This is a genomic window from Pseudomonas sp. Pseusp88 (genome assembly GCF_047303955.1).
In the GTDB taxonomy this organism is placed as follows: Bacteria; Pseudomonadota; Gammaproteobacteria; order Pseudomonadales; family Pseudomonadaceae; genus Aquipseudomonas.
In genome coordinates this window covers 130511-155143 of sequence record NZ_JBGLYM010000008.1, presented here as the reverse complement: position 1 = coordinate 155143, position 24633 = coordinate 130511, and the positions used below count along the sequence as shown (strand labels likewise).

Annotated in this window: 21 protein-coding genes and 1 pseudogene; 14 read left to right on the top strand and 8 right to left on the bottom strand. The window is 61.1% G+C overall.

Translation table 11 applies throughout. The features are described from left to right. The first annotated feature begins 17 nt into the window (after positions 1–17). Positions 18–881: a DUF3034 family protein gene (locus tag ACCD02_RS13350; RefSeq protein WP_413302241.1), complete on the top strand. Its 864-nt coding sequence runs from the start codon at positions 18–20 to the stop codon at positions 879–881. Beyond that, the gene (locus ACCD02_RS13345) at positions 881–1309 is read left to right on the top strand and encodes a group I truncated hemoglobin (RefSeq protein WP_413302238.1); all 429 of its coding nucleotides are present in this window, start codon (positions 881–883) and stop codon (positions 1307–1309) included. The genes ACCD02_RS13350 and ACCD02_RS13345 overlap by 1 nt, the downstream gene beginning before the upstream one ends. 186 nt (positions 1310–1495) lie before the next feature. Here ACCD02_RS13345 and ACCD02_RS13340 read toward each other — a convergent pair whose 3' ends face one another. Then, positions 1496–3910 carry a glucose/quinate/shikimate family membrane-bound PQQ-dependent dehydrogenase gene (locus ACCD02_RS13340; protein ID WP_413302235.1) on the bottom strand — a complete coding sequence of 805 codons (2415 nt, stop codon included), beginning with the start codon at positions 3908–3910 and terminating at the stop codon, positions 1496–1498. Between the two features lie 293 nt (positions 3911–4203). Here ACCD02_RS13340 and ACCD02_RS13335 point away from each other — a divergent pair, with 293 nt between their 5' ends. Beyond that, on the top strand, positions 4204–4431 hold the full coding sequence (locus ACCD02_RS13335; RefSeq protein ID WP_413302233.1) for a VF530 family DNA-binding protein: 228 nt from the start codon (positions 4204–4206) through the stop codon (positions 4429–4431). A 16-nt stretch (positions 4432–4447) separates the two neighbouring features. Next, complete coding sequence (locus tag ACCD02_RS13330) at positions 4448–5125, top strand: Pr6Pr family membrane protein (protein ID WP_413302230.1); 678 nt, start codon at positions 4448–4450, stop codon at positions 5123–5125. 130 nt (positions 5126–5255) lie between these two features. Here the strand turns inward: ACCD02_RS13330 and ACCD02_RS13325 are convergent, their stop codons facing one another. From ACCD02_RS13325 to ACCD02_RS13300, 6 genes are all read right to left on the bottom strand, one after another. Further along, positions 5256–6020 (bottom strand): siderophore-interacting protein, encoded by a 765-nt coding sequence (locus ACCD02_RS13325; RefSeq protein ID WP_413302227.1) that lies wholly within the window; start codon positions 6018–6020, stop codon positions 5256–5258. Then, positions 6017–6607, bottom strand: a complete 591-nt coding sequence (locus ACCD02_RS13320) for a PadR family transcriptional regulator (RefSeq protein WP_413302225.1) — start codon at positions 6605–6607, stop codon at positions 6017–6019. Before ACCD02_RS13320 ends, ACCD02_RS13325 begins: the two co-directional genes overlap by 4 nt. A gap of 211 nt (positions 6608–6818) precedes the next feature. Further along, positions 6819–9950 carry a transglycosylase domain-containing protein gene (locus tag ACCD02_RS13315; protein WP_413302223.1) on the bottom strand — a complete coding sequence of 1044 codons (3132 nt, stop codon included), beginning with the start codon at positions 9948–9950 and terminating at the stop codon, positions 6819–6821. A 217-nt stretch (positions 9951–10167) separates the two neighbouring features. After that, positions 10168–11286, bottom strand: coding sequence for an OpgC domain-containing protein (locus tag ACCD02_RS13310; RefSeq protein ID WP_413302220.1), 1119 nt, complete (start codon positions 11284–11286; stop codon positions 10168–10170). Positions 11287–11478: 192 nt separating this feature from the next. Beyond that, positions 11479–13092 carry an FMN-binding glutamate synthase family protein gene (locus ACCD02_RS13305; protein WP_413302217.1) on the bottom strand — a complete coding sequence of 538 codons (1614 nt, stop codon included), beginning with the start codon at positions 13090–13092 and terminating at the stop codon, positions 11479–11481. 100 nt (positions 13093–13192) lie between these two features. Next, positions 13193–13996, bottom strand: coding sequence for a response regulator transcription factor (locus ACCD02_RS13300; protein ID WP_413302214.1), 804 nt, complete (start codon positions 13994–13996; stop codon positions 13193–13195). 134 nt (positions 13997–14130) lie between these two features. On the opposite strand from ACCD02_RS13300, the gene ACCD02_RS13295 reads away from it, so the two are divergent. From ACCD02_RS13295 to ACCD02_RS13275, 5 genes are all read left to right on the top strand, one after another. After that, positions 14131–14949, top strand: a complete 819-nt coding sequence (locus tag ACCD02_RS13295; RefSeq protein WP_413302211.1) for a carbon-nitrogen hydrolase family protein — start codon at positions 14131–14133, stop codon at positions 14947–14949. Positions 14950–15113: 164 nt separating this feature from the next. After that, positions 15114–16439, top strand: coding sequence for an APC family permease (locus tag ACCD02_RS13290; RefSeq protein WP_413302208.1), 1326 nt, complete (start codon positions 15114–15116; stop codon positions 16437–16439). Between the two features lie 270 nt (positions 16440–16709). Beyond that, positions 16710–16994, top strand: coding sequence for a type B 50S ribosomal protein L31 (locus tag ACCD02_RS13285; protein ID WP_413302205.1), 285 nt, complete (start codon positions 16710–16712; stop codon positions 16992–16994). A gap of 163 nt (positions 16995–17157) precedes the next feature. Then, on the top strand, positions 17158–18249 hold the full coding sequence (gene ddlA, locus ACCD02_RS13280) for a D-alanine--D-alanine ligase (protein ID WP_413302203.1): 1092 nt from the start codon (positions 17158–17160) through the stop codon (positions 18247–18249). Next, a complete protein-coding gene (locus ACCD02_RS13275; RefSeq protein WP_413302200.1) occupies positions 18246–18656 on the top strand; it encodes an NUDIX hydrolase in 411 nt (136 codons plus the stop codon). The genes ddlA and ACCD02_RS13275 overlap by 4 nt, the downstream gene beginning before the upstream one ends. 156 nt (positions 18657–18812) lie before the next feature. Here ACCD02_RS13275 and metR read toward each other — a convergent pair whose 3' ends face one another. Then, on the bottom strand, positions 18813–19730 hold the full coding sequence (gene metR, locus ACCD02_RS13270) for a transcriptional regulator MetR (protein ID WP_413302197.1): 918 nt from the start codon (positions 19728–19730) through the stop codon (positions 18813–18815). Positions 19731–19932: 202 nt separating this feature from the next. Between metR and ACCD02_RS13265 the strand changes: the two are divergent. The 5 genes and pseudogenes from ACCD02_RS13265 to ACCD02_RS13245 all read left to right on the top strand — a co-directional run. After that, a pseudogene (locus tag ACCD02_RS13265) lies at positions 19933–20493 on the top strand (5-methyltetrahydropteroyltriglutamate--homocysteine S-methyltransferase); the annotation flags it as partial. Positions 20494–20832: 339 nt separating this feature from the next. Continuing rightward, complete coding sequence (locus tag ACCD02_RS13260) at positions 20833–21825, top strand: alpha/beta fold hydrolase (RefSeq protein WP_413302195.1); 993 nt, start codon at positions 20833–20835, stop codon at positions 21823–21825. Positions 21826–22033: 208 nt separating this feature from the next. Then, positions 22034–22687 (top strand): DsbA family oxidoreductase, encoded by a 654-nt coding sequence (locus ACCD02_RS13255; RefSeq protein WP_413302192.1) that lies wholly within the window; start codon positions 22034–22036, stop codon positions 22685–22687. Positions 22688–22857: 170 nt separating this feature from the next. Next, on the top strand, positions 22858–23571 hold the full coding sequence (locus ACCD02_RS13250) for a GntR family transcriptional regulator (RefSeq protein WP_413302189.1): 714 nt from the start codon (positions 22858–22860) through the stop codon (positions 23569–23571). Next, positions 23571–24581, top strand: a complete 1011-nt coding sequence (locus ACCD02_RS13245) for an ADP-ribosylglycohydrolase family protein (RefSeq protein WP_413302186.1) — start codon at positions 23571–23573, stop codon at positions 24579–24581. The genes ACCD02_RS13250 and ACCD02_RS13245 overlap by 1 nt, the downstream gene beginning before the upstream one ends. Positions 24582–24633 lie beyond the last annotated feature (52 nt).

Genomic DNA, 24633 nt, shown 5'->3' with positions numbered 1-24633 from the left:
GAAACAGGACATTTTTCATGCAGTACAAATTTCCGTTGTTGCTGGGTTGTGTATTAGGCCTTTCGGCGCCCGCTGCTGAAGCCGACAATGGGCGCCTGGTCGCTACCGGCGGTGCCAGCAGCATCGAGGGCGGGGCGGGTGGCGGGGTTATCCCCTGGGCCGTGCTGACCGGTTATGGCGAAGAGGGTGAATGGGGCGCGAGTGCTTTCGCGACCCACGTCGACCTGCCGGACTACACCCTTGATGTAGCCGGGATGGCGGCGTCCTACGGCAACCGTGTCGAACTCTCCTACGCTCATCAGCGTTTTGATCTGGGCACCCTGGTGCACAAGCTCAGCCTGCCGGATGACAACCTTTCCCAGGACATCTTCGGGGTCAAGGTGCGCCTGTTCGGCGACCTGATCTACGACAACCTGCCCCAGGTTTCCCTGGGGCTGGAGTACAAGCATCAGAACGATTTCCTGATCCCCAGCCTGGTCGGCGCCAGGCGCGACTCTGATGTGGAAGGCTACCTGACCGCCAGCCGCCTGTTCATGGGCGCGGCCTTTGGCTATAACGTTGTGGTCAATGGCGGCGTGCGCTACAGCCGGGCCAACGAAACCGGCCTGCTGGGCTTCGGTGGCGATCGTCGCGACAGCCGCAGCCTGCTCAAAGAGGGCGGTGTAGCCGTGCTGTTCAATCCCCACTGGGCATTGGGCATGGACTATCGGGAAAAGCCCGACAACCTGTCCTTTGCCGGGGAGAGCGACTGGGTCGACCTGTTCGTCGGCTATTTCCCCAACAAACACGTTTCTTTCGTGCTGGCCTACGCACGTCTGGGCGAGATCGCCACCCTGGATAACCAGAACGGCACTTATCTGTCCATTCAGGGGAGTTTCTGATGCGTGCCCTGCGTCTGTTGCCCTGTCTGCTCCTGGCCTTACTGGCCGCCTGCGCCCAGCAACCGCCCAAGGATGACAGCCTGTATCAGGACCTCGGCCAGCGTCCCGGTATCCAGCGCATCGTCGAAGGCATGTTGCTGAACATCGCCAAGGACGAGCGCATTGTTGAACGCTTTCGCAAGATTGATATCGAGCGCCTGCGCGACAAACTGGTCGAGCAATTCTGCGTCGAAGCGGGTGGCCCTTGCCGTTATACCGGCAGCGATATGGCCGAATCCCACAAGGGTCAGAACCTGAGCCCGAGCGATTTCAACGCGCTGGTGGAAGACCTGATCGACTCGATGAACGCCCAGAACATCCCGGTACCGGTGCAGAACCGCTTGATTGCGCGGTTGGCGCCGATGCGTGGGGATGTCATCCACAAATAAAGTGCGACGGGCACGGTTTTCGCGGGAGCCGGCTTGCTGGCGATAGCGGTCTGACAGGCAACATCTTTATTGACTGATCTGGTCTAATCGCCAGCAAGCCGGCTCCCACAGAAGATCGCGTTTCAATTCTCATACCAATAAAAAACGGCCATCAATCGATGGCCGTTTTTGTTGTGCAACTCTGCCTCAATCCGGCAGTTTGAACGCCATCACGTAATCACCCTGCTTGGTCCCCAAGGAGCCATGGCCACCGGCCACGACCAGCACGTACTGCTTGCCGTCCTTGCCGGTGTAGGTCATTGGCGTGGTCTGTGCGCCTGCGGGCAGGCGGCCTTCCCAGAGCTGTTTGCCATTGCGCAGATCATAGGCGCGCAGGAACTGGTCCAGGCTGCCGCTCATGAAGCCCACCCCACTGGCGGTGGTGAAGGTTCCGCCCAGGCTGGGTACGCCCATGGTCAGGGGCAGCGGCACGGGCGAGCTGTCACGCACCGTCCCGTTCTTGTGTTTCCACAGGGTCTGGTGCGTGGTCAGGTCCACAGCGGCGACATAACCCCAGGCCGGTGCCTGGCAAGGCAGGCCCAGTGGCGACAGCAGTGCTTCGAGGATCACGCCATAGGGTGTGCCCTTGTTCGGCTGTACGCCTTCGGTTTCGCTCTTGCGGCCAGGCCCACCCTCGACTTCGGCGGCCGGTACCAGTTTCGAGCGGAAGGCCATGTAGTCCGGGTTGACGAAAGCGATCTGACGCACCGGGTCGACCGAGATACCGCCCCAGTCAAACACACCGAAGTTGCCCGGATACACGATCGAGCCTTGCAGCGATGGCGGGGTAAAGGCGCCGTCATAACGCAGTGATTTGAAGTCGATACGGCACAGCGCCTGATCGAACGGTGTGACGCCCCACATATCGCGTTCTTTCAGCGGCGGCGGCATGAAGTTCAGGTCGGACTTGGGCTGGGTGGGCGAGGTGTGATCGCCGGCGACCGCGCCCTGAGGCACCGGTACTTCGTTGATCGGCACGATGGGCTGGCCGTTGCTGCGGTCCAGCACATAGATGCTGCCTTGCTTGGTCGAAGCCATGACCGCCGGTTTCACGCCATCGGCAGTCTTCATGTCGATCAGGGTCGGTTGACCGCCTACGTCCATGTCCCACAGGTCGTGGTGAGTGAACTGGAAGGTCCAGCGCACATGACCGGTGGCGATATCCAGAGCGGTCAGGCCGGCGCTGAATTTCTCCGAGGCCGGGGTGCGATTGCCACCCCACTGGTCCGGAGTCTGGTTGCCCATGGGCAGATAGAGCATGCCGAGTTTTTCATCGACGCTGAACATGGACCACATGTTCGGCGAGTTGCGCGTATAGGTCTTGCCCGGCGCGATGGGGGTGGTGTCGTCCGGATTGCCGCTGTCCCAGTTCCATACCAGGCGCCCGGTGTGAACGTCGAACGCGCGGATGACACCCGAAGGCTCGTCATTGGAGACGTTGTCGGTGACATGGCCGCCGATGACCACCAGGTTCCGGGTAACCGCCGGTGGCGAAGTCGAGTAGTAACCGCCTGGGGCGAAGGTGCCGATATTGGCGCCCAGATCAATCTGACCCTTGTCGCCGAAGTCTTCGCAAACCTTGCCGGTGTCGGCGTTGAGGGCGATCAGGCGAGTATCTGCCGTTGGCAGGAACAGGCGGCGCGGGCAGGCGTTGGCGCCGGTGCTTGCACTGGTCGGGCTCGGTGCCGGACCCGCAGGAGCTGCGGCATAGGCAGCGTCATCGTGATACGCCACGCCACGGCAGGTCATATGCGCCCAACCTTTGAAATTGGCGGCTTTCTGGGTGCTGATTTTCGGATCGTAACGCCACAGCTCCTTGCCCGAGTCCGGGTCCAGCGCGATGACCTGGCTGTGTGGCGTACAGACATAAAGCATGTTGTTGACCTTGAGCGGCGTGTTTTCCGCCGTGGTCTCGCCGGGATCGCCAGGCCCCGGGATATCGCCGGTGCGGAAGGTCCAGGCCGGGACCAGTTTGTGGGCGTTGTCCGGGGTAATCTGCGCCAGGGGCGAGTAGCGGTCGCCAAAGGCCGTGCGGCCATAGGATTGCCAGTCGCCATCGGGCATGGCTGGGGCGGCGCTGGTGGTGCCAGCGGTATCGCGGTCCAGTTGGCCCTTGATCTCACCGGGATTTGTAAACTGGCTGGCGATGGCGGCGGCCCCGGCCAGGACCACGGCGACGGTCAGGCCACCGGTGGCCATGCCACCCGGCTGACCAGTCAGCAGCGGGCGGCGGAACCATGGCAACAGCAGCACCACACCGATGGCGAACCACAGGGCCAGGCGCGGCACCAGTTGCCACCAGTCCAGGCCGACTTCCCACAAGGCCCAAACGGTGCTGGCGAACAACAGCAAGGCGTACAGGGTCAGTGCCGAGCGACGGCCCATGACCAGCAGTATGCCGCTGATCGTGAAGCCGATCCCGGCGATCAGGTAGTACAGCGAACCGCCCAGTTGGCTCAGGCGTATGCCCAGGGCCAGCAAGGCCAGGCCCATCAGCACAATCACCACGCCGAGCAGGGTCGGCAGCAGGCGATTTCTACTCATGGCAGCGTCAGTGCTCATAGTGTGAATCTCCGAAAAATGGAACAACGCTTATTCTTTTGGCCAGGGCGTCAGACACCGGTAAGCCATACTTTTGACGCTAGTTCGTGACGAGGTCTAATGACAGGCAAAATCAACCGTTGGTCAGAACGTCGCGCATGGGTGCAGGCGCCAGTTTGGTGCGGCGTTGTTTGATAGGCAGCCGCGTGCGTCGAGAGTTCAGGACGCGGGCTGATTTAGCGGCGTGGCTTGCACTGGAACGGCAACGACCCTAAGGTGCGCAGCTTCTATCTCTTGAGTTGAAAAGGCCCGGCATGACCACTCCCAACAACAACCCTCTGCATGGCGTGACGCTGGAGCAGATCCTCAATGCCCTGGTGGCGCATTACGAGTGGTCGGGGTTGGCCGAGCGCATCGATATTCGTTGCTTCAAGAGCGACCCGAGCATCAAGTCCAGCCTGACGTTTCTGCGCAAGACACCCTGGGCTCGGGAGAAAGTCGAAGCCTTGTACGTAAAGCTGCACCGCAGCAAGGGCTGGTAACGGCGGGATTGGCGAGATGTACGACAAAACACGGTGGCGCGAATCCGTGCCGACCACGCCGGGGCAGCGTCGCTATGCCATTGCTGCGGCATTGCTGGGCTGGGTCGGGCTGACCATCCAGCTCTATCTGATTTTCTATTCGCGCTGGGCCGACCATGCCAGTCTGTTGGGCGGCCTGGTCAAGTTCTTCAGTTTCTTTACCGTGCTGAGCAATACCTTGGCGGCCACGGCCCTGACCTGTGCGATCAGTTCCGGAATGTCGGCCGGGCACCGCTTTTTTCGTCATCCGGTGGTTTGCGGCGGGATCACAGTGAGTATCGTGCTGGTCGGCATCGCCTATAACCTGCTGCTGCGGCACCTTTGGCAACCCCAAGGCTGGCAGTTCATCGCCGATGAGCTGCTGCACGACGTCATGCCCCTGGCGTTCCTGCTCTATTGGTGGCTATACGTGGCCAAGGGCTGGTTACGTGGGGTGCATATCCTGCTGTGGATGCTTTATCCCCTGGGCTACTTCGCTTATTTGCTGCTGCGTGGCGACATGCTTGGCGACTATGTCTACCCGTTCATTGATATTGGCACCCTGGGTTATCCCCCGGCGCTGCTCAATGCGTTGGGTATATTGGCGGGGTTTGTGGCGTTGGCCGGGTTGTTGTTACTGGTGGATCGCGCCTGGCACAAGTCCGACGGGGCCTGAGCAGGGTTCTGTAGGAGCTGCCGAAGGCTGCGAATGGGTCTGTCTGATACACCGCTTTCGCAGCCTTCGGCAGCTCCTACAGGATCGCATCTCAATTAGATGGTTGGCGTCGTGTCGGGTTGGCGAGAATCTATTCTTGCGTACCCTCCGCGCGCCAATACCCGGCCGCTTTCACCGCAGCCTCGTCCAGACCGAACTCATTAAGCAGCACTGCCCGCACCTTGCGTGACAATGCCGACTCGGTGGCGACCCAGGCGTAGAGACGGCCTTCGGGCATCTCGAGCTTGCGCGTGACCTGCACCAGGTCCTGTTCACCGCGCACGATCCAGATCACATCCACCTGAGCGGCGCTCTGGAACACCTGCTGTTCGGCCGGGTCGGCGATTTCCACCACCACCAGGGCCGCGCGATTGGCCGGTAATTCTTCCAGGCGCCGGGCGATGGCGGGCAGGGCGGTTTCGTCGCCGATCAACAGATAGCTGTCGAACATGTCCGGGACGATCATCGAACCCCGAGGCCCGGCGATATGCAGCAATTGCCCTGGCTGTGCCTGGGCGGCCCAGGTGGCGGCCGGACCTTCGCCGTGCAGGACAAAATCGATATCCAGCTCGCCGGTGGTGGCGTCATAGCGGCGCGGGGTGTAGTCACGCATGGTCGGGCGCGGGCCTTCGACGCCGGGGCCAAAGTTTTCCAGCGCCGCCTGTTCTTCCGGGGTCTGGGCGAACAGCAGTTTGACGTGATCGTCGCTGCCCAGGCTGATGAACCCCTCCAGCTCCGGGCCATGCAGGGTGATACGGCGCATCAGCGGGGTGACTTCTGTCACGCGCAATACTTCGAGCTTACGGCGTTTGATCTCGTGGCTGATGCGGTGGATCGCTTGTTGTTGCGAATTCATACGGACTTCTCCGACGCAGTTTGAGGACCATCAACGATGGCCTTGGCGGTGTTGTTGAGCAGGTCACGGACCCGCAGGATTTCTTCCGGGCTCCAGCGCCCGTGATGCATTTGCAGGGCATGGCGCAGGTTGTGCACGGCCTCATGGATTTCCGGCGGACGGTCATGGCCGCGCAGCGAGCGCTTGCTGACGTCGATGCGCATGCGCACGCCGTCAAGGGCAACGGCTTGCTCCTGCAATGATTGCCGACCGGCTTCGGTAATGGCGTAGCGCTTCTTGCCGCCCTCGGCATCGCCGAGGATCAGCTCGCTTTCTTCGAGAAAAGTCAGGGTCGGGTAGATCACGCCCGGGCTTGGGCTATAGGCGCCATCGAACAGGCCTTCTATCTGGCGGATCAGGTCGTAGCCATGGCAGGGCTGTTCGGCGATCAATGCCAGCAGCAACAGCTTCAGGTCGCCGGGGGCAAATACCCGCGGGCCACGTCCACCGCGTTCGCGGCCGGTACGTTTTTCGAAGCCATCGCGGCTGTCGCCCGTTTCGAAGGGACGATGGTGGTGCTCGTGTCGGTGGTGATGGTCATCACGCATTGCTCTATCTCCTGTCAGATTTAGATATACCTTAAGATATATCTTAATCGCTGCGCAAGAGAGATAAAGACGAACGGTTCTCATTTGTGAGCTGGATGGCTCAGCAATCCGTGGGGCAGGCTTTAGCCGGGAAGAGGAGAGCATGATCGATACATTTCTATCGCCTGCCATATCGTCTTCCCGGCTGAAGCCGGTCCCACAGAAAAAGGTGTCAATTCATAGCGGTGCGTGTTGCCTGGTCGGAGGCGACGGCAGGCGCCTGACACCCGGTCCGCCCCTCCGGCTCCAGATACGGCACAAGAATAGGTGCCATGCCCTTGAGTACCTGCACCGGCAGCGCCGAGGTGAAGCGCAGGCCCTCGGCGGCGCGGCCGGGGACGAAGGCGGTGAGGGTGCCGAAATGGTGGTCGCCGAGGTAGAACACAAAGGTCGCGGTGCGGTTGATGGCGCGCGACCCCAGCAGCCGACCGCCCGCGCCGAAGCTTTCGATGCGGTTGTCGCCGGTACCGGTCTTGCCGCCCATGATCAGGGCCTGGCCGTCAGCCAGCTTGAAACTGCCTTGCACGCGCTTGGCCGTACCGCCCTCGACCACTTGGGACAAGGCTTCGCGCATGGCTGATGCGACTTCGCTGGGCATGACCCGTTTGCCCAGGTCGGGGTTGTCGCTCAAACGGGTTTCATAGGGCGTGCCAGCGGCAAAGTGCAAGCGGTCGATACGCAACACAGGCAGGCGGATACCGTCGTTCTGGATGATGCCGATCAGCTCGGCGAGAGCCGCAGGACGATCGCCTGAGCTGCCGATGGCGGTGGCCAGGGACGGTACCAGATGGTCGAACGGATAGCCCAGGCGCTGCCAGCGCTGATGAATATCGAGGAACGCCTCAACCTCCATCATGGTGCGGATGCGACTGTCCCGCGCGCTCTTGTGCCGGCTCTTGAACAACCAGCCATAGACTTCCTGGCGCTCATCGCGGCTGGCAGTCACGGCATCCTTGAACGAGGCCTGGGGATGTTGCATGAGGAAACCCACCAGCCACAGATCCAGCGGATGGACCCGGGCGATATAGCCCTGGTCCGGCAGGTCGTAGGCGCCGGGCCCGTATTTGCCGTACAACTCGGTCAGGCGCTTTTCGTTGAGCACCGGGCCGCTTTTTTCTCCGACGTAATGGGCACGAATAAAGGCGTTGAAGCTCGCCTGAGTGGCGTTTGGCAGCAGATAGCGATGCACGGCGGCCAGGCGCACTGCACTGGGATGCACGCCGTCGAGAAAGGTATCCAGGCGTTCCGGGGTGGATTTGTCCTTATAGCGTTTCCAGAAGCGCAGCAGGAACTCCGTGCCCTCACGGTCGGCAAAGCGGCTCAGGTATTCCTGACGGCGCGGATTGTCGTCGTCCTTGAGCAGCTCGGCGCTGTTGTTCGGCGCCTGATAAGTGCTGTAGCGCACCAGATCGCGCATCAGGCGAATAAACGGCAGGTTGATCGACTCACGCAGGGCTTCGCGCAGGGTCGGATTGCGGTTGTTGTCCTGGGCCTGAAAGTTATTGAAATGGTGCAGGCCACCGCCGGTGAAAAAGCTCTCGGCGGGACTGGCCGAATACTGCCGGTCGAGGGCGGCGCCGAGCATTTTCGCCAGATCGTGATCCTTGTTCTGTAACAGATAGTCGATGGCCCAGCGGGTCAGGCGATCCGGTTCGTTGACGGGCACTTTGCGCAAAGCCGCGCTGGATTGCATGGCATATCGCTCATGCAGTTCGGCGATGATTTCCAGGTAGGTGGTCAGCACCCGCAGCTTGGCGGTGGAGCCCAGTTCGAGCTTGCTGCCTTCGTTGATATCGAAGGGCTGGTCGGTGCTGTCGGTCTGCACCCGCACCCTGGCGCCGTCATCGCCGCGCTCGAACAGGGTGAAGCTGTAACGCACCTTGTCGGCAGTGGCCGGGGTCAACAGGCGCTCGCCAAGCAGGCCGACGCTGGCGGCGAAGGCCGGGTCCGACAACTGATGCAGGTATTGAGTGACGCGTTCCTGCAACGGTGCCTGCAGCGTGCTGTCGGCCACCAGATCCAGGCGGTCCAGGTCATAGAACGGCCGGTCGAGCAGGACCGACAGGCGACTGCGGGCGGCGTTGATCGCCTTGTTGCTTTCGATGGGTTGCAGGGTGGGCTGCTGCACCCAGTCGCGATAGGTCACGGTGCTGAGGAGGGCGGCATCGGCCAGTCGGGAATCGATTACGCCATTCTGCGCCAGCAGGCGGATATGGCTGTCGGTCAGGTCGGAAAGTTCGCTGCGGCCATTGGCCAGATAATGCGATGGACGCCGTTGGGCGATGATCAGTGATAACACTTCACGCAGGGCCAGGCCCCGCCCGGAGAGGCTTTGCGGATCGTCGGCGGTGGCGGCCAGCAGTGTGTTGGTGCGATTGAAATCGGCGCCATACCAGACCCGCAGCCCTTCTGCCATGCCATGCACTTCGCCATGCCCGGGCACCGCCGAGAGTGGCACGCTATTGAGGTAGTCGCGCACGACGTTCTGCCTCGTTTCCAGGGTCTGCTCGCCCGGTTGATAGGCGCGCACGCTGGCAGAAACCATCTGGCGCAGTTTCTCGCTGCCCGATTGCGTCAGGCCATCGGGCGAGTGGCGGTATTTCTCCAGTTGTGTCGCCAGGGTGCTGCCCCCGGCGGATTGCCCCGGCAGGCCGATCAGCTTGGCCAGTTGCGACAGCGCCGCCTTGGCAAAGCGCGGCCAGTCCACCGCCGGGTTGGCCAGGGGCTGCTGTGGGTCAAGCAGATCGCGGTTTTCGATGAACAACAGGCTCTGCACCACGACGGGTGGAATGTCGGCAAACGTCGGGTAGTACTGTTGCGGATAGCGAAACTGATACAGCGCATCGCCCCGACAGTCATTGATCAACAGCCCGGCCTGGACTTTCTCCTGATAAGGCACGAAGAAGCCGTGCTGGCTGTAACGCAGCAGGGCGGGGGAGAAGCGTGCCTGTTCGGTGATCAGATAGTCACGCTTGAGCAGGCGCGGCAGGAATTCGCCCAAGGCGGAATACCCCAGGCGCTTGTCGAACGGCCCGTCGCCGGGATACACCACCGCTTCGCTGGGGCCGGGATGCAGGGTGTAGCTCAGTTCCGAGGCATAGCGGCTGAACTCCTGGGCCTGCAGGCGCGAGCTGCGGCTTTCCGAATAAATGGCAAGGCCCAGTCCCACAAGCGCCATCAGCATCAGTAACCACATAAACCGCCAGAAATAACGCCGACGCCTCGAGGGTTTCGTTGAGGAAACCTGGCCCTGATGGTCAGCAGCGACTACCTGCTGGGTATCTGCATGCCCGAATGCGCTCATGATCGAATGGCCCGGTTAAAGCTGCTAATCGCACCTGATTAACAGCTTAGCCGGTGGTTGGGTGGGCACTGGGAATTGTGGTTTTAAAGGTGAACACGGTTCATGTAGGAGCTGCCGAAGGCTGCGATGGGGGGCTATCTGATACGCCGCTTTCGCAGCCTTCGGCAGCTCCTACAAAAATCCCATTTCCAATTAATGGATCGGGTTTACAGGGTTATCAAACCGCCACCACCCGCGGCGGTTTGTTGAGCTGCCTGTTCCATTCCAGCCCCGCCGCCATCAGCCCCATCAGCAGCACGCCGAGCAGGGCGGTGCAGATTTGCATCGGCCAGGTATCACCGGCCAGGGCATTGCCTGCGTCGGCCAGGGTCGAGAGCAGCACGCCGAAGCAGAACACTTCCAGGGAATAACGGCCCATGCGGCAGGTATGCTGCGCGGGCCAGTTATTCAGCCAGCGATGATGTTCGGGCAGCAATTTGGCGGTGCAGTAGGCCAGGGCCAGGAAGTGCAGCAGACGGGCCGGGGCCAGGTCGGTCTTGTAGATCAGCGGGACAAGCCAGTGTGGCATCAGGGCGGTGTGGACGGCGGGCCAGTTGACGCTGACGGTAAGGACGCCGGCGGCCACCACATACAACGCCGCAAGCAGAAACAGCGGCTGTCGGCGCAAGGCGCGTTTCGGTGCGGTGCCCGGTACCTGGGCATGCAGGGCACAGAAGCCGCCGAGGACGAACAGCAACTGCCAGGCCACCGGGTTGAAGTACCAGACGCCACCGTTATAGGCCGACAGATTCCAGCCCAGCAGCGGCACCATCAGGTAAAGGAGTATGGAGCCGCCTATGGCCAGCACCGGCTTGCGCATCAACGCCGGCAGGACCAGGGGCAAGGCCAGCAACAGCAGGATATACAGCGGCAACGGGTCGGTCAGGTTGGGTTTGAAGCGCAGCAGCAGTTCATCGGCCAGGGCCGCCTGTGGATTGCCGACGAAATATTCCAGGCCCATCTGCTGCACCATGTCCCGGGTTTCCACATGGTTGTTGGCGATGAAGACGATGCCCATCAGCAGGGTCAGCAGGAAGATATGCACCACATACAACACCCAGGTGCGGCGCAGGATGCGCATACAGGCTACCAGCCAGCCTTCGCGTTGGAGAATGCGGCCATAGGCCAGAACGGCGGCATAGCCCGCCAGGAAGACAAACACTTCCGCCGCGTCACTGAAGCCGAAGTTACGCAGGGTCAACTGGCCCAGGGGGTTGTCGGGTATGTGATCCCAGAAAATGAAGATCAGTGCCAGACCCCGGAAGAAGTCGATGCGCGGGTCGCGTCCGTCAGTCATAACGGTAGGCTCTTGAGTCGTATTCTAAAAGATAGGCCAGGCAGGCCCAGGGTTCCGTGTCGCCGGTCAGGGGGCTGATCGGCGGCGCGGAGGGTGGCGGGATTTGGCGATAAATGCAAAGCGGGGGTATTACAGAATGTCTCGAAATGCAGGCAGTTCGCCGTGATGGCGAACTGTCTAAAACCGCCTCAATCAATCCACATCATTGGCATCGAAACTGTCGGCCCGGGCCATGCGCCACATGCGCGAATAGAAACTGTCGTCGACGATGCCATTGAGCAGTTGCCCCGGCTGCAGGAACACGTGGGTCTGGGAAAACAGTTTGACCTCTGTAGCCGACATGCGCCGCACCAGGTGCTTGGCTTCCAGTTGTGACGGCTGGTCGAGGCCCGCCGCAGCCAGCATTTCCGCCAGGGCATGCAGGGTATTGCGGTGGAAGTTGAACACCCGTTGCGCCTTGTCCGGAACCACCAGGGCGCGCTGGCGCAGATTGTCCTGGGTGGCGACGCCGGTCGGGCATTTGTTGGTGTGGCAGCTTTGCGACTGGATGCAGCCAATGGCGAACATGAAGCCCCGCGCCGAGTTGGCCCAGTCGGCGCCAATAGCCAATACACAGGCGATGTCGAAGGCACTGACAATCTTGCCGCTGGCGCCGAGCTTGATCTTGTCGCGCAGGTTCAGGCCGACCAGGGTGTTGTGCACGAACAGCAGGCCTTCGCGCATCGGCGAGCCCATATGGTCGGTAAACTCTACAGGGGCCGCGCCGGTGCCACCTTCGGTGCCGTCTACGACAATGAAGTCCGGAAGGATGCCGGTTTCCAGCATGGCCTTGGCAATGCCCATGAACTCCCAGGGATGACCCAGGCAGAACTTGAAACCTACCGGCTTGCCGCCGGACAGCTCACGCAACTGTGCGATGAAATGCATCATCTCGATGGGTGTGGAGAAGGCGCTGTGCCGTGATGGCGAGATGCAGTCTTCGCCCATGGGCACGCCGCGGGTCTCGGAGATTTCCAGCGTGACCTTGTGCTTGGGCAGGATGCCGCCATGGCCCGGCTTGGCGCCCTGGCTCAGCTTGATTTCGATCATCCGTACCTGCGGGTCCTTGGCCTGCACACTGAAGCGCTGCGGGTCGAAACTGCCGTCGGCATTGCGGCAGCCGAAGTAGCCGCTGCCCAGTTCCCAGGTCAGGTCGCCGCCGTTTTCACGGTGATAGGGGCTGATGCTGCCTTCGCCGGTGTCATGGGCGAAGTTGCCCAGCTTGGCGCCCTGGTTCAAGGCACGAATGGCGTTGGCGCTGAGGGAGCCGAAGCTCATGGCCGAGATGTTGAAGATCGACGCCGAATACGGCTGGCTGCACTGCGGGCCGCCGACGGTGACACGGAACGAATTGGGGTCGCTCAAGGGCGCCGGGCGCATGGAGTGGCCGATGAATTCGAAGCCGGTCTGGTAGACGTCGATCAGGGTGCCGAAGGGTCTGTCCGCCGACTCGTTCTTGGCCCGGGAATAGACCAGCGAACGCTGGGCGCGGGAGAATGGCAGGGCATCGCTGTCGGACTCCAGCAGGTACTGGCGGATCTCCGGGCGGATGGCTTCGACGGCGTAGCGGATATTGCCCAGAATCGGGTAATTGCGCCTTACCGAGTGGGGCGATTGCAGCAGGTCGAACAGGCCGATCAGGCTGAGCACAGCGGTGACCAGGGTGAATGGCCAGAGCCATTCGTGCTGCCAGAAGGGCAGGCTTAACAGAGTGAACAGCACGCAACCAACGAACACGGCGTAACGACTGAGTAAAGACAAGCTCATACGGAATCCTGAGGGCTAATGGCGGTTGGTAGTCAAAGGGTCTGGCGATCTATGCCGCATCTACCCAGGGTTTCTTATCGGAGTAACGCCTTGGATCATTTCAAGCGTTTTGCGCCTGAAGGAAAATCGAAAACAGCTCGGATTGAGATTTGATCCCCAGTTTGCTGTACATGTGTTTTTTGTGCACCCGCACGGTCTCCACCGAAATATCCAGCTTGCGGGCGATCTCCTTGCCCGAGCAGCCACTGAGCATCAGGCGCCCGACATCCAGTTCGCGGGCGGTCAGTTGCGCGCCCTTGAGTTGTTGCACCGAGGCCTCCAGGCGGCTGCGCCAGTCCTGGTCCTGAGCGACGGGCTCCAGCGTTGCCGGCTGATCGTTCAATTCGAACGGCAGACGCTGGCGCAACAGGGCTACCACCCAAGGCTGGATCAACGATAGCAGGGCAATGTGCTCGGCGCTGAAGCGCTGGGTCGAGCCCAGTGACAGGCACAACGTACGCTCGCCCGGCAGCTGGCAATTGAACTGGATTTCGTCGGCGACGACATTGAGGCGAAAGTAGCGCTGGTAATACTCGGTGAGTTCGAAATGTTCCGGCGCTACTTCGGCCAGGCGCAGCAGACCGGTCTGGGGATGCTCACGGCTGGCGATGTAGAAAGGGTCGAGCAGGTACAGGCCTTTGAGGTAGTCCTGGAACAACTGATCGGGGCTGCCGTCTTCGCCGGGGCACTCGGCGAACACCTGGGGACGCTCTCGGGCGCTGAATTGCAGGGCGACCCAGCTATCGAACGGCACGTACTGGCCGAGCAGGCGGACCAACTGTGCCCAGAAGTTAGGCCTGTCCAGCGCTTCGATCAATTGCGCGACGGCACGGTGCCAGGCGATGTCTTGTAAGACCGTACTCATTCATACCCCTTTAGGGTTACCGCAGCTGCGTAATACCCCGTAACACTTGCTGATGCGCATACTGCCTGCCGAGCCGCTGATCAGGCCAGCCTTTATTGTGCCGGACCGGCTCCTGTTCCAGACAAGGAGAACCCATGAAGGTCGAACTCGCCCAACTTGCGGGCCAGGATAATGGCACTGCCCATAACCTGAAGAGCGCACTGGCTGCGATTGCCGCCTGCGCCAGCGACACGCAACTGATTGTCTTCCCGGAGACCCATCTGATGGGCTTTCCGTCCGCCGACACCGTCGCGCAGATTGCCGAACCCCTCGACGGCCCGACCGTACAGGCGGTGCAACAGGCTGCCCGTGTCAAGAAGGTCGCAGTAGTCGTTGGCGTGGCGGAAAACGATAACGGCACGTTCTACAACACCACGGTACTGATCGACGCCGAGGGCAAGATTGCCTTGCGCTATCGCAAGACCCACCTGTGGGCTTCGGACCGTGGCGTATTCAGTGCCGGCGACCGCTTTGTCACGGCGCAGTGGAACGGCCTGCGTGTTGGCGTGCTGATCTGCTACGACATCGAATTCCCTGAATCGGCCCGGGCCCTGGCGCAACTGGGTGCCGAGCTGATCATCGTCACCAACGGCAACATGGACCCCTACGGCCCCACCCATCGCACCGCGATCATGGCCCGTGCCCAGGAAAACCAGGCGTTCGCCCTGATGGTCAACCGGGTTGGCGAAGGCGACGGGCAACTGGTCTTCGCCGGTGGCAGTGCCCTGGTCGATCCGTTCGGCACGTTGCTGCATGAAGCCGGGCGCGAGCCTTGTCAGTTCAGCGTCGAGCTGGACCTGGATCAACTCGCTGCGGCGCGCCGTGATTACCGGTATCTGGATGACCAGCGCCTGCGCCTGGCCGGCGAAGTGGTCGAGCACGCCGATGGTCGGCGCGAGTTGCTGATGGCCTGATGTTTTACCCCCGACAAGTCGAGGCGCCCGACCCAGATGTTTGCCACAGAGCGAACCCGGAGCGCCCTGAGCGGTTTTGCCACGTGCCGCGTGGCAAGGCTTCACCGCATGGTTATGCCGAACTTTTCTCTGCCATAAAACCTATAAATCCGGAGTAGTCGCACATGGCTCATTTGAAACGGACCCTTTCATTAGGGTCGGTGGTGCTGTTTGGCATCGCCTACATGACACCCATCATTGTTCTCGGGACATTCGGCATCCTCGCCCAGTCCACTGCTGGCATGGTGCCTGCGGCGTATCTGGCGGCCCTGGTCGCCATGTTCTTCACCGCGTTGAGTTACGGACACATGGCCTCGGCCTTCCCGGTAGCGGGTTCGGCCTACAGCTATGTACGCAAGGCCATCAGCCCCAAGCTGGGCTTCGTCGCCGGGTGGGCGGTGTTGCTCGACTACCTGTTCCTGCCCATGGCCATCTGGCTGATCGGCGCGGCGTACCTGGGGTCGGCCTTCCCTTCGATTCCGCAACCGGTGTGGGTCCTGGCCTTTATCGTCATCACCAGCGTGATCAATATCGTCGGCCTGAAACTGGCCAACACCATCAACGCGCTGCTGATGATTGTGCAGTTTCTGGTGCTGATCGCTTTCGTTGCGCTGTGCGTTCATTACATCGGCGGTGATGTCAGCAAGCCGCTGTGGACCCTGGCACCTTTCGTCAGTGGCGACATGCAGATGCCGATGATCATGAGCGGCGCGGCTATCGCCTGCTACTCGTTCCTTGGCTTCGATGCGGTCAGTACGCTGACCGAAGAAACCCGCGACCCGCGCAAGACCATCCCACGGGCAATCATGCTGATCACCCTGATTGGTGGGCTGATTTTCGTGGGAGTGTCGTACTTCGTGCAACTGGCCCATCCGTCGTTCGTGTTCGACAACGTCGACTCGGCCGCCTATGAAATCGCCCGCAATATCGGCGGCGATGTGTTCGTCAGCATCTTTCTGATCGGCCTGATCGTCGGCCAATTCGCCTCGGGGCTTTCGGCTCAGGCCAGCGGCTCGCGCCTGCTTTATGCGATGGGCCGTGATGGCGTGTTGCCGAAAAGCTTTTTCGCCGGTTTGAGCGAACGTTTCGGCACGCCGGTCAACAGTATCCTGTTGTGCGCCGTGGTGGCCTTGCTGGCCCTGAAACTGGACGTCACCACCTCGACCTCCTTCATCAACTTCGGCGCTTTCCTGGCCTTCAGCCTGGTCAACCTGTCGGTGATCTTCCACTACTGGATCGGCGGCGAGAAGCGCGGCCTGCGTGAGCTGGTGCTGTTCCTGGTATTCCCGCTGATTGGCCTGATCGCTGACCTGTGGCTGATGATCAGCCTCGACAAACTGGCGATCATCCTTGGTCTGAGCTGGCTGGCGGTGGGCGTCGCCTACCTGGCCTGGCTGACCGGCGGTTTCAGCCGCCAGCCGCCGGAAATGGATTTTCAGGAAGCGACTTGATCCCGGCGTAATGAGCGTAAAACGCAGTTCTTTGAATTGACATGTGTATGTGGGACCGGCGTCAGCCGGGAAGGCGTCGGTTTTCATCACGCGATTTCAGCGGATGTAGCGGCCCTTTCCCGGCTGACGCCGGTCCCACAAGGTTTTTTGCGCCTGGCGGCCATGGGATCAAGTTCCCGAATGCTGGAAATCAATGAGCTTGATTGTCATCCGGATACATTGAAGTGTAATGTTATAACTATCGAAAACACACAAAGCCCCGGAGGCACCATGAAAGCTGATATCCATCCCGCGTACCGCACCGTGCTGTTCCATGACACCGCCGCCGATGTGTTTTTCCTGATCGGCTCCACGGTCGATACGGATCGCACCCAAGTCCATGGCGACGGCAGCACTTACCCTTATGTCGCCCTCGATGTGTCCAGCGCTTCCCACCCGATGTACACCGGGCAGCAGCGCAAAACCACCACCGAAGGCCGTATCGCCGGCTTCAACAAGCGCTTCGCCACTTTTGGCTCCGGCGGCGCGAAAAAAGACAGCCCGGCCGCTGAATGATGCGGCGCAGACTCCACGCTGTGAACGAACCCCGGTCCGTTCGCAGCGTGGATTTTTTTTGCCCGGATTTCCCTGACCATTTCGACAATTGACCGCGTCTGCCACTGGACTAACCGGCCAAATTGCTTTTGACTCTGCGACCTGAAAAACAGGAGTGGTCGCTTTGAAAAAGTCAGTCGCCATCGTCTTCGGTGGGCAATCTTCCGAGCATGAAGTGTCGTTGCAATCGGCGCGCAACGTCATCAATGCGATTGATCGCAATCTGTATGAATTGACCCTGATCGGCATCGACAAGAGCGGCCGCTGGCTGCGTTTCGAGGAAGCCGATTACCTGGTCAACCCCACCGACCCGGCAAAAATTCGCCTGAGCACTTCCGGGCGCCTGTTGGCGTTGTTGCCGGGCAGTCACGGCGGGCAATTCGTCGAGGTCGAGTCCGCCCGTGAGTTGCCGCGTATCGACGTGGTATTCCCGCTGATTCACGGCGCGTTCGGCGAAGATGGTTCTATTCAGGGCCTGTTGCGTTTGCTCGCCATTCCTTTTGTCGGCCCGGACGTACTGGGCTCGGCGGCCTGTATGGACAAGGACGTGACCAAGCGCCTGTTGCGCGATGCAGGTATTGCCGTGGCGCCTTTTGAAGTGGTGCGCCGCGGCCAGGTGCCGGTATTCGCCAGCCTGGCCGAGCGCCTGGGCCTGCCGATGTTCGTCAAACCGGCGAGCCAGGGTTCGTCCGTTGGCGTCAGTAAGGTCAATGACGAGGCGGGATTCAAGGCTGCCCTGGCCCTGGCGTTGGAGTTTGATCACAAGGTGCTGATCGAGCAGGGCATTGTCGGTCGTGAAGTGGAATGTGCGGTGCTGGGTAACCACCACGCTGAAGTCAGCGTCTGCGGCGAAGTCATCGCCAACGATGAGTTCTATGCCTACGACACCAAATACCTCAACGACGGCCAGGCGCGTATCGCCATTCCGGCGCAACTGGCGCCGCAGGTGAGTGAGCAAGTCCGTGCAGTGGCCTTGCACGCCTACCGGATCCTCGAGTGTGCGGGGTTGGCACGGGTGGATTTCTTCGTCACCGACGCTGCAGCGATCATCATCAACGAGGTCAACACCATTCCCGGTTTCACCTCGATCAGCATGTATCCAAAATTGTGGCAGGCGTCTGGCCTGAGCTATCCGGCGCTGATCGAACGCCTGATCAACCTGGCCCTGGAGCGGGCCGAAGAAGCCCGGCAGTTGAAGACGGAGATCTTCCTGTGAAGCTGATCAACATCGCCGCTGCCCTGCTGATCGGCCCGGATCAACGCACCCTGCTGGTACGCAAGCGCGGCACCCAGGCGTTCATGCAGCCTGGTGGCAAGATCGATGCGGGTGAGACCGCCGAACGGGCCCTGGTCCGTGAACTGGAGGAGGAACTGGGCTTGCGCATCGACCCGCAACAGGCACTGTTTCTCGGCGAGTTCAGCGCCCCTGCGGCCAATGAGCCGGGGTTTGAAGTGCGTTGCCAGTTATTTGAAGTGCGCACCGACGCCCCGGTGCTGCCGGCGGCGGAGATCGAGGAAGTGGTCTGGGTCGGGCCTGATGCTGTACCGCAGCAGGCGCTGGCGCCGTTGACGGCGGATTTGATTTTGCCGTTGTATCGCCAGCGGTTGGCCGCTAACGCCTGACCCGTTGGAGGAGGCTTGCCCGCTAAGAGGCCAGTACATCTAATACACTGCCGGCCTTTGTGGGAGCGAATTCATTCGCGAAGAGGCCGGTACATCCGACGCCTATTTAGTGTCTGAAACAGCGCTCCCACAGATTTCGCAGGGCCTTTTGTCGCTTTATCTGACGGCGCTCACCCCATCCAAAGTCGAGAACGAGGTGTCCTTGGCCGTGAGCAGGAAGTCGCGCATATACGGGGCATCAAGCATGTCGGTGCGGATCGCCGCGTAGAGCGTGGCGAACAGGCCCTTTTCCCCAAGGCGCTTGCCCTTCACATAGCCCCGTGAGCTGTATTCATGCAGCGCCCAGTGGGGCATGCCGCAGACGCCACGGCCGCTGGCGACCAGTTGCATCATCATCACCGTCAGCTCTGAAGTACGGACGTTGGCCGGTTCGATATCGGCCGGTTCCAGGAAGCGCGTGAAGATATCCAGACGATCCCGTTCCACGGGGTAGGTGATCAGGGTTTCAGTGCTCAGGTCCTGAGGCACGATATAGGGTTTGCTGGCCAGAGGATGCTGGTTGGCCACTGCCAGCATGGCTTCATAGGTGAACAGCGGCACGTAGCTGATTCCCGGAAGCTCCAGCGGGTCGGAGGTCACCACCAGGTCCAGGTCGCCACGCGCCAGGGCGGGCAGGGGGGCGAAGGCGAAGCCCGAGGCCAGGTCCAGCTCGACTTCCGGCCAGGCATCGCGGAACTGATCGATGGTTGGCATCAGCCACTGGAAACAGCTGTGGCACTCAATCGCCATATGCAGGCGCCCGGCCACGCCACCGGCCAGTCGGGCGATATCCCGTTCGGCGCCGCGCAGCTGCGGCAACATCAAATCAGCCAATTGCAGCAGACGCAGACCAGCGCTGGTGAAGCGCACCGGCTTGGTCTTGCGCACGAACAATTGCATGCCCAGGCGTTCTTCCAGCTCCTTGAACTGGTGAGACAGCGCCGATTGCGTCAGGTGCAGACGCTCGGCGGCTTCCACCAGACTGTCGGCTTCACGCAGAGCGTGCAAGGTCTTGAGGTGACGAATTTCCAGCACCTAGGGCGCTCCATGAAAAATATTGAAGATCAACACGAATACAATGAGTTTGTCTCATGTGTGTCTGGCTGTCGATAATTGCGCCATCATTTACCGGGAGTTTTTCATCATGACCTTGGCCCTCACGCCTGCCACTTCCCACACTGGCGCCAACCCGCATTCCGCTGGCAACTGGGGCGACGCATTCGCCTGGGCCGGGCAGATTCCCGAGTTCGTCCGCGAGCAGCCATTCACTCTGCAATGGCAGCAGCCGCTGTTTGATGAAGTCGGCCAGGCGCTGGCTCGGGGGCAGAAAATCCGCCCGGCCATCATTGGCCCGCTGACTTACCTGTGGCTGGGCAAGGTCAAGGAAGAAGGTTTCGACAAGCTCGAACTGCTGGAGCAATTGCTGCCGTTGTACGGCGAAATACTGGGGCGCCTCGCTGCTGAGGGCCTGGAATGGGTGCAAATCGATGAGCCGATCCTCGCCCTGGAGCTGCCACAGGAATGGAAAAGCGCCTTCGAGCGGGCTTATCACATCCTGCAATACTCGCCCCTGCAAAAGCTGCTGGCCGTGACCGGTGGCGGCCTGACCGACAATCTCGGCGTGACGGTCACCCTGCCGGTGGCCGGGCTGCATATCGATCTGGTCAGTGCGCCGCAGACCTTGGCTGCTGTGCTCGATCGCCTGCCGACCTACAAGGTGTTGTCGTTCGGCGGCCCCTGTGAGCTGGCGCTGTTGCAGCGGGCTCAGGAGCGCTTTGGCGATAATCTGTGGCTGGCGTGCGATAAAGCCTGAACCGTTTTTGGCCGACGGGTTCGCTTTGCCCCTGATACCGTGCCGTCGCGCAGCAAATACCGCGTTGTGGCACCGGCTTTAGCCGGGAAGGGGACGGTACATCCGCTGTATTTGCATGGCCGGATCAGACGCTTTCCCGGCTAAAGCCGGTCCCACAGGCGTCCATCTTTTCAGTGAGTAATGTTGTATGTGGTAGCAGCCACCGCGTGCAACCGGCTACCGCTGATCCCGCTTCATCAAACTGTCACGCAACTGTGGCAGCGCGCCAGGCAAAACATCATCAAACTCGCGTCCTACTGGGGATTTTGTTTTTTGGTGTAATCCATGCGTGTACTTATTTTCCTGGCCGCACTCTTGTGCGGCCTGCCGTCTTTTGCGGCCGCTCGATGCGATGTCAACGTTCCAACCCAAGTTGCCAACCTCACTGATGTGCACATTGCTTATCAAAGCATTGGTCGCGCCACGGACCCGGCATTGCTGTTGGTCATGGGCCTTGGCGGGCAGTTGATTCATTGGCCGGATGAAGTGGTGGTCGCCCTGTGTCAGCAGGGTTTTCGGGTCATTCGTTATGACAATCGCGATGTTGGCCTGAGCACCTGGGTGCAGCCCCCGGCCAGCGCCAACCTGACTTTCGAGGTGCTGCGCTTCAAGCTCGGCCTGCCGGTGGATGCTCCGTATTCCCTGACCGATATGGCCGAAGATGCCCTGGGCCTGATGGATAGCCTGAACATCGAGCAATTTCATGTGCTCGGTGCCAGCATGGGCGGCATGATCGCCCAGCATCTGGCGGATCTTGCGCCCAAGCGGGTCGAGAGCCTGACCCTGATCATGACCAGCTCCGGCGCCGCCGGCTTGCCGATGCCGAGCCCGGCGTTGCTGCAACTGCTGGCCCGGCGCGGTGCCCCGACCCGTGAAGCGGCGATTGAGCAGCAGGCAGACCTGCTCGCCGCCTTGGGCAGCCCGCAAGTGAAAGACGATCGTCAGGTGCTGCTGCGTCAGGCGGCAATCTCCTACGATCGCGCCTTCAACCCGGAAGGGGTCAAGCGCCAGATCATGGCCATTCTCGCCGAGCCCAGTCGCGTAGCCCTGCTTGACCGCCTGCGCGTACCGGCGTTGGTGGTGCATGGCACGGCCGATCCGTTGCTGCCGGTCATGCACGGCATTCATGTTGCCGCCCATCTGCAAGGCAGCCAGCTAAAGCTGATTCCAGGGCTGGCCCATCGCTTTCAGGAGGCATTCAAGGCGCCGCTGCTGGCTGCGGTGCTGCCTTATCTGCGCGCCCAGCACGACGACGGCAGGCCCATGGCGCAGCTCTAATGGCGTATTCTGGACCTTTACTGATGTGAGAACAGGATGAGGCGCAACTCTGTGGGAGCGAATTCATTCGCGAAGAGGCCGGTACATTCACCCTCGCAACTTTGAACCGCATACCGCTTTCGCGAATGAATTCGCTCCCACTGAATGAGCTACTGCATGAGAGTCCTGTCTCAATTGTTTATGCTTTTCTACATGAGTGAGGGTCCTTATGAGCACTCCCCTGAAGATCGATTTTGTCTCCGATGTGTCCTGCCCCTGGTGCGTGATCGGCTTGCGCGCCTTGAACCAGGCCCTTGAGCAACTGGGCGATGAAGTGCAGGCCCAGATTCATTTCCAGCCCTTCGAACTCAATCCGAACATGGTCGCCGAAGGTCAGGACCTGGCCGAGCACATCTTTGAAAAATACGGTTCGACCCCTGAGCAGTCCAAGGCCAACCGCGAGCACATCCGTGATCGCGGCGCCGAACTGGGCTTCACGTTCAAGGATGGCGACAAGCGCATCTACAACACCTTCGATGCTCATCGCCTGCTGCACTGGGCCGAGAGCCAGGGCAAGCAACAGGCATTGAAAGAGGCGCTATTTGCGGCTTATTTCAGCGAACATGCCGATCCGTCGAACCATCGCCTGTTGGCCGATGTGGCGCAGAAGGTCGGTCTGGACCGGATGCGCGCAGAGGCCATTCTCGCTTCTGACGAATACACCCTCGAGGTGCGCACCGCTGAACAGCTGTGGATTGCCCGGGGCATCAATTCGGTGCCGACCATCGTCTTCAACGACCAGTACGCCGTATCCGGCGGGCAGCCGGTGGATGTATTTGTCGGGGCTATCCGGCAGATTCTTGGTCAGCAAGAGAACGCCTGATTGCCTCACACCGACCTGTAGGAGCTGCCGAAGGCTGCGAATGGGGTTGCTTGATATACCGCTTTCGCAGCCTTCGGCAGCTCCTACGGGATCTCATTCCAGCCGAGATAATGTGATAACCCCTTAAAAAATTCTTGCACCCATGAACAGCCTGGGTTATCAATTTGTACATGATTAGACATGTTCGATTTGATAAAAAACAGCGCGTGGTGGATGAACTGGCACGGCGCATCGAAACAGGCCAACTGGAGTCCGGCAATCTGCTGCCCGGTGAGCATCAGTTGGCCCAAGAATTCGATGTCAGCCGTGGCACGTTGCGTGAAGCCTTGTCCGAACTCAAACGGCGCAATTACATCGCCACCCAGTCGGGTGTCGGTTCGATCGTGACCTACGACGGCATCAGCCTTGACCAGCGAAGTGGCTGGGCTCAGGCCCTGGCCGACAGCGGGGCGCGGATCAGTACCGAGATCCTGCGCCTGGTTGCCGTTGAACGCCCGGACATGGCCAGCCGTTTCGGCACCACACAATTCATCGCCCTCGACCGCCGCCGGACCGCCGCCGATGGCGTGGTGGTGTCCCTTGAGCGCGCCCTGATTCCGGCCACCAACGGGCTCGAGGCCTTACCGGTAAACGGGTTGATCGACGATTCCCTGACTATCACCCTGGCCGCCCATGGCTTTATCGGCGACCGCGGCGACCAATGGATCGGCGCCGAACCTTTGAATACAGATGATGCACTGCTGTTGGGGCGCGAGCCGGGCAGTGTGTTTCTCAAGGCGCTGCGTACCACCTACGACCGCCAGGAACGCTTCATGGAACATGTGGAAAGTCTTCTCGACCCGCTGCACTTCCGCATGCATCTGGCCTTTGGGAGTATTTCCTGATGTCGGTCGATAGTCGTGATCGCGCCCTCGCGGCGTTTTACGGCCTGGCCCTGGGCGATGCTCTGGGCATGCCGACGCAATCCCTGAGTCGCGTCCAGATCAAGCAGCGGTTCAGCGCCATCACGACGCTGATGGCCGCCGATGCTGACCAGCCGATTGCGCCGAATATGCCGGCCGGCTCCATCACTGACGATACCGAACAGGCGATTCTGGTCGCCGAACAGTTGATTGCCGGTCAAGGCCGGATCGCCCCTGGCGCACTGGCCCAGAGACTGATCGACTGGGAAGCGCAGATGCAGGCCAAGGGTTCCCAGGACTTGCTCGGGCCGTCGACCAAGCGCGCCATCGAGATGATTCTGGCCGGGCATAGTCCTGAAGAAGCCGGGCGTTTTGGCACCACCAATGGCGCAGCGATGCGTATCACCCCGGTGGGTATCGCCGCCGACATCACTGACCCTGCACGGTTTATTGCGGCCGTGGTCCAGGCCTGTCAGGTCACCCATAACACCAACCTCGGTATTTCCAGCGCTGCGGCGGTGGCGGCCGTGGTGTCGGCGGGGATCAATGGCATCCGCCTCGATCAGGCGCTGGACATGGGTATCCAGGCTGCACAGGCTGGCGCCGAACACGGCTACTGGATCGCAGGCGGGCAGATTGCCGCGCGCATTCAGTGGGCCCGCAGCCTGTGCGCCGACTGTACAGCGACGGCCTTGCCGGAGCTGATTTACGAAGTCATCGGCACCTCGGTGGCGTCCCAGGAATCGGTGGTCGCGGCGTTCGCCCTGGCCAGCCAGGTCGCCGCCGGGCGTCTGGCCGCCTTCGACGCCTTGTGCATGGCCGCCAGCCTCGGTGGGGATACCGACACCATCGCGGCGATTCTCGGCGCCATGCTTGGTGCCTGCATGGGGCTGGCCGTCTGGCCGACCAGCCTGCTGATACAGATTCGCAAGATCAACACGCTGGAGCTGGAGCCTCTGGTCGAAGGGTTGCTCACGCTGCGCTCACGCTGAGTGTTCTTCATGGCAAGAACGCTGTCGCCGTACTCCACGAGTTCGGCGCGAG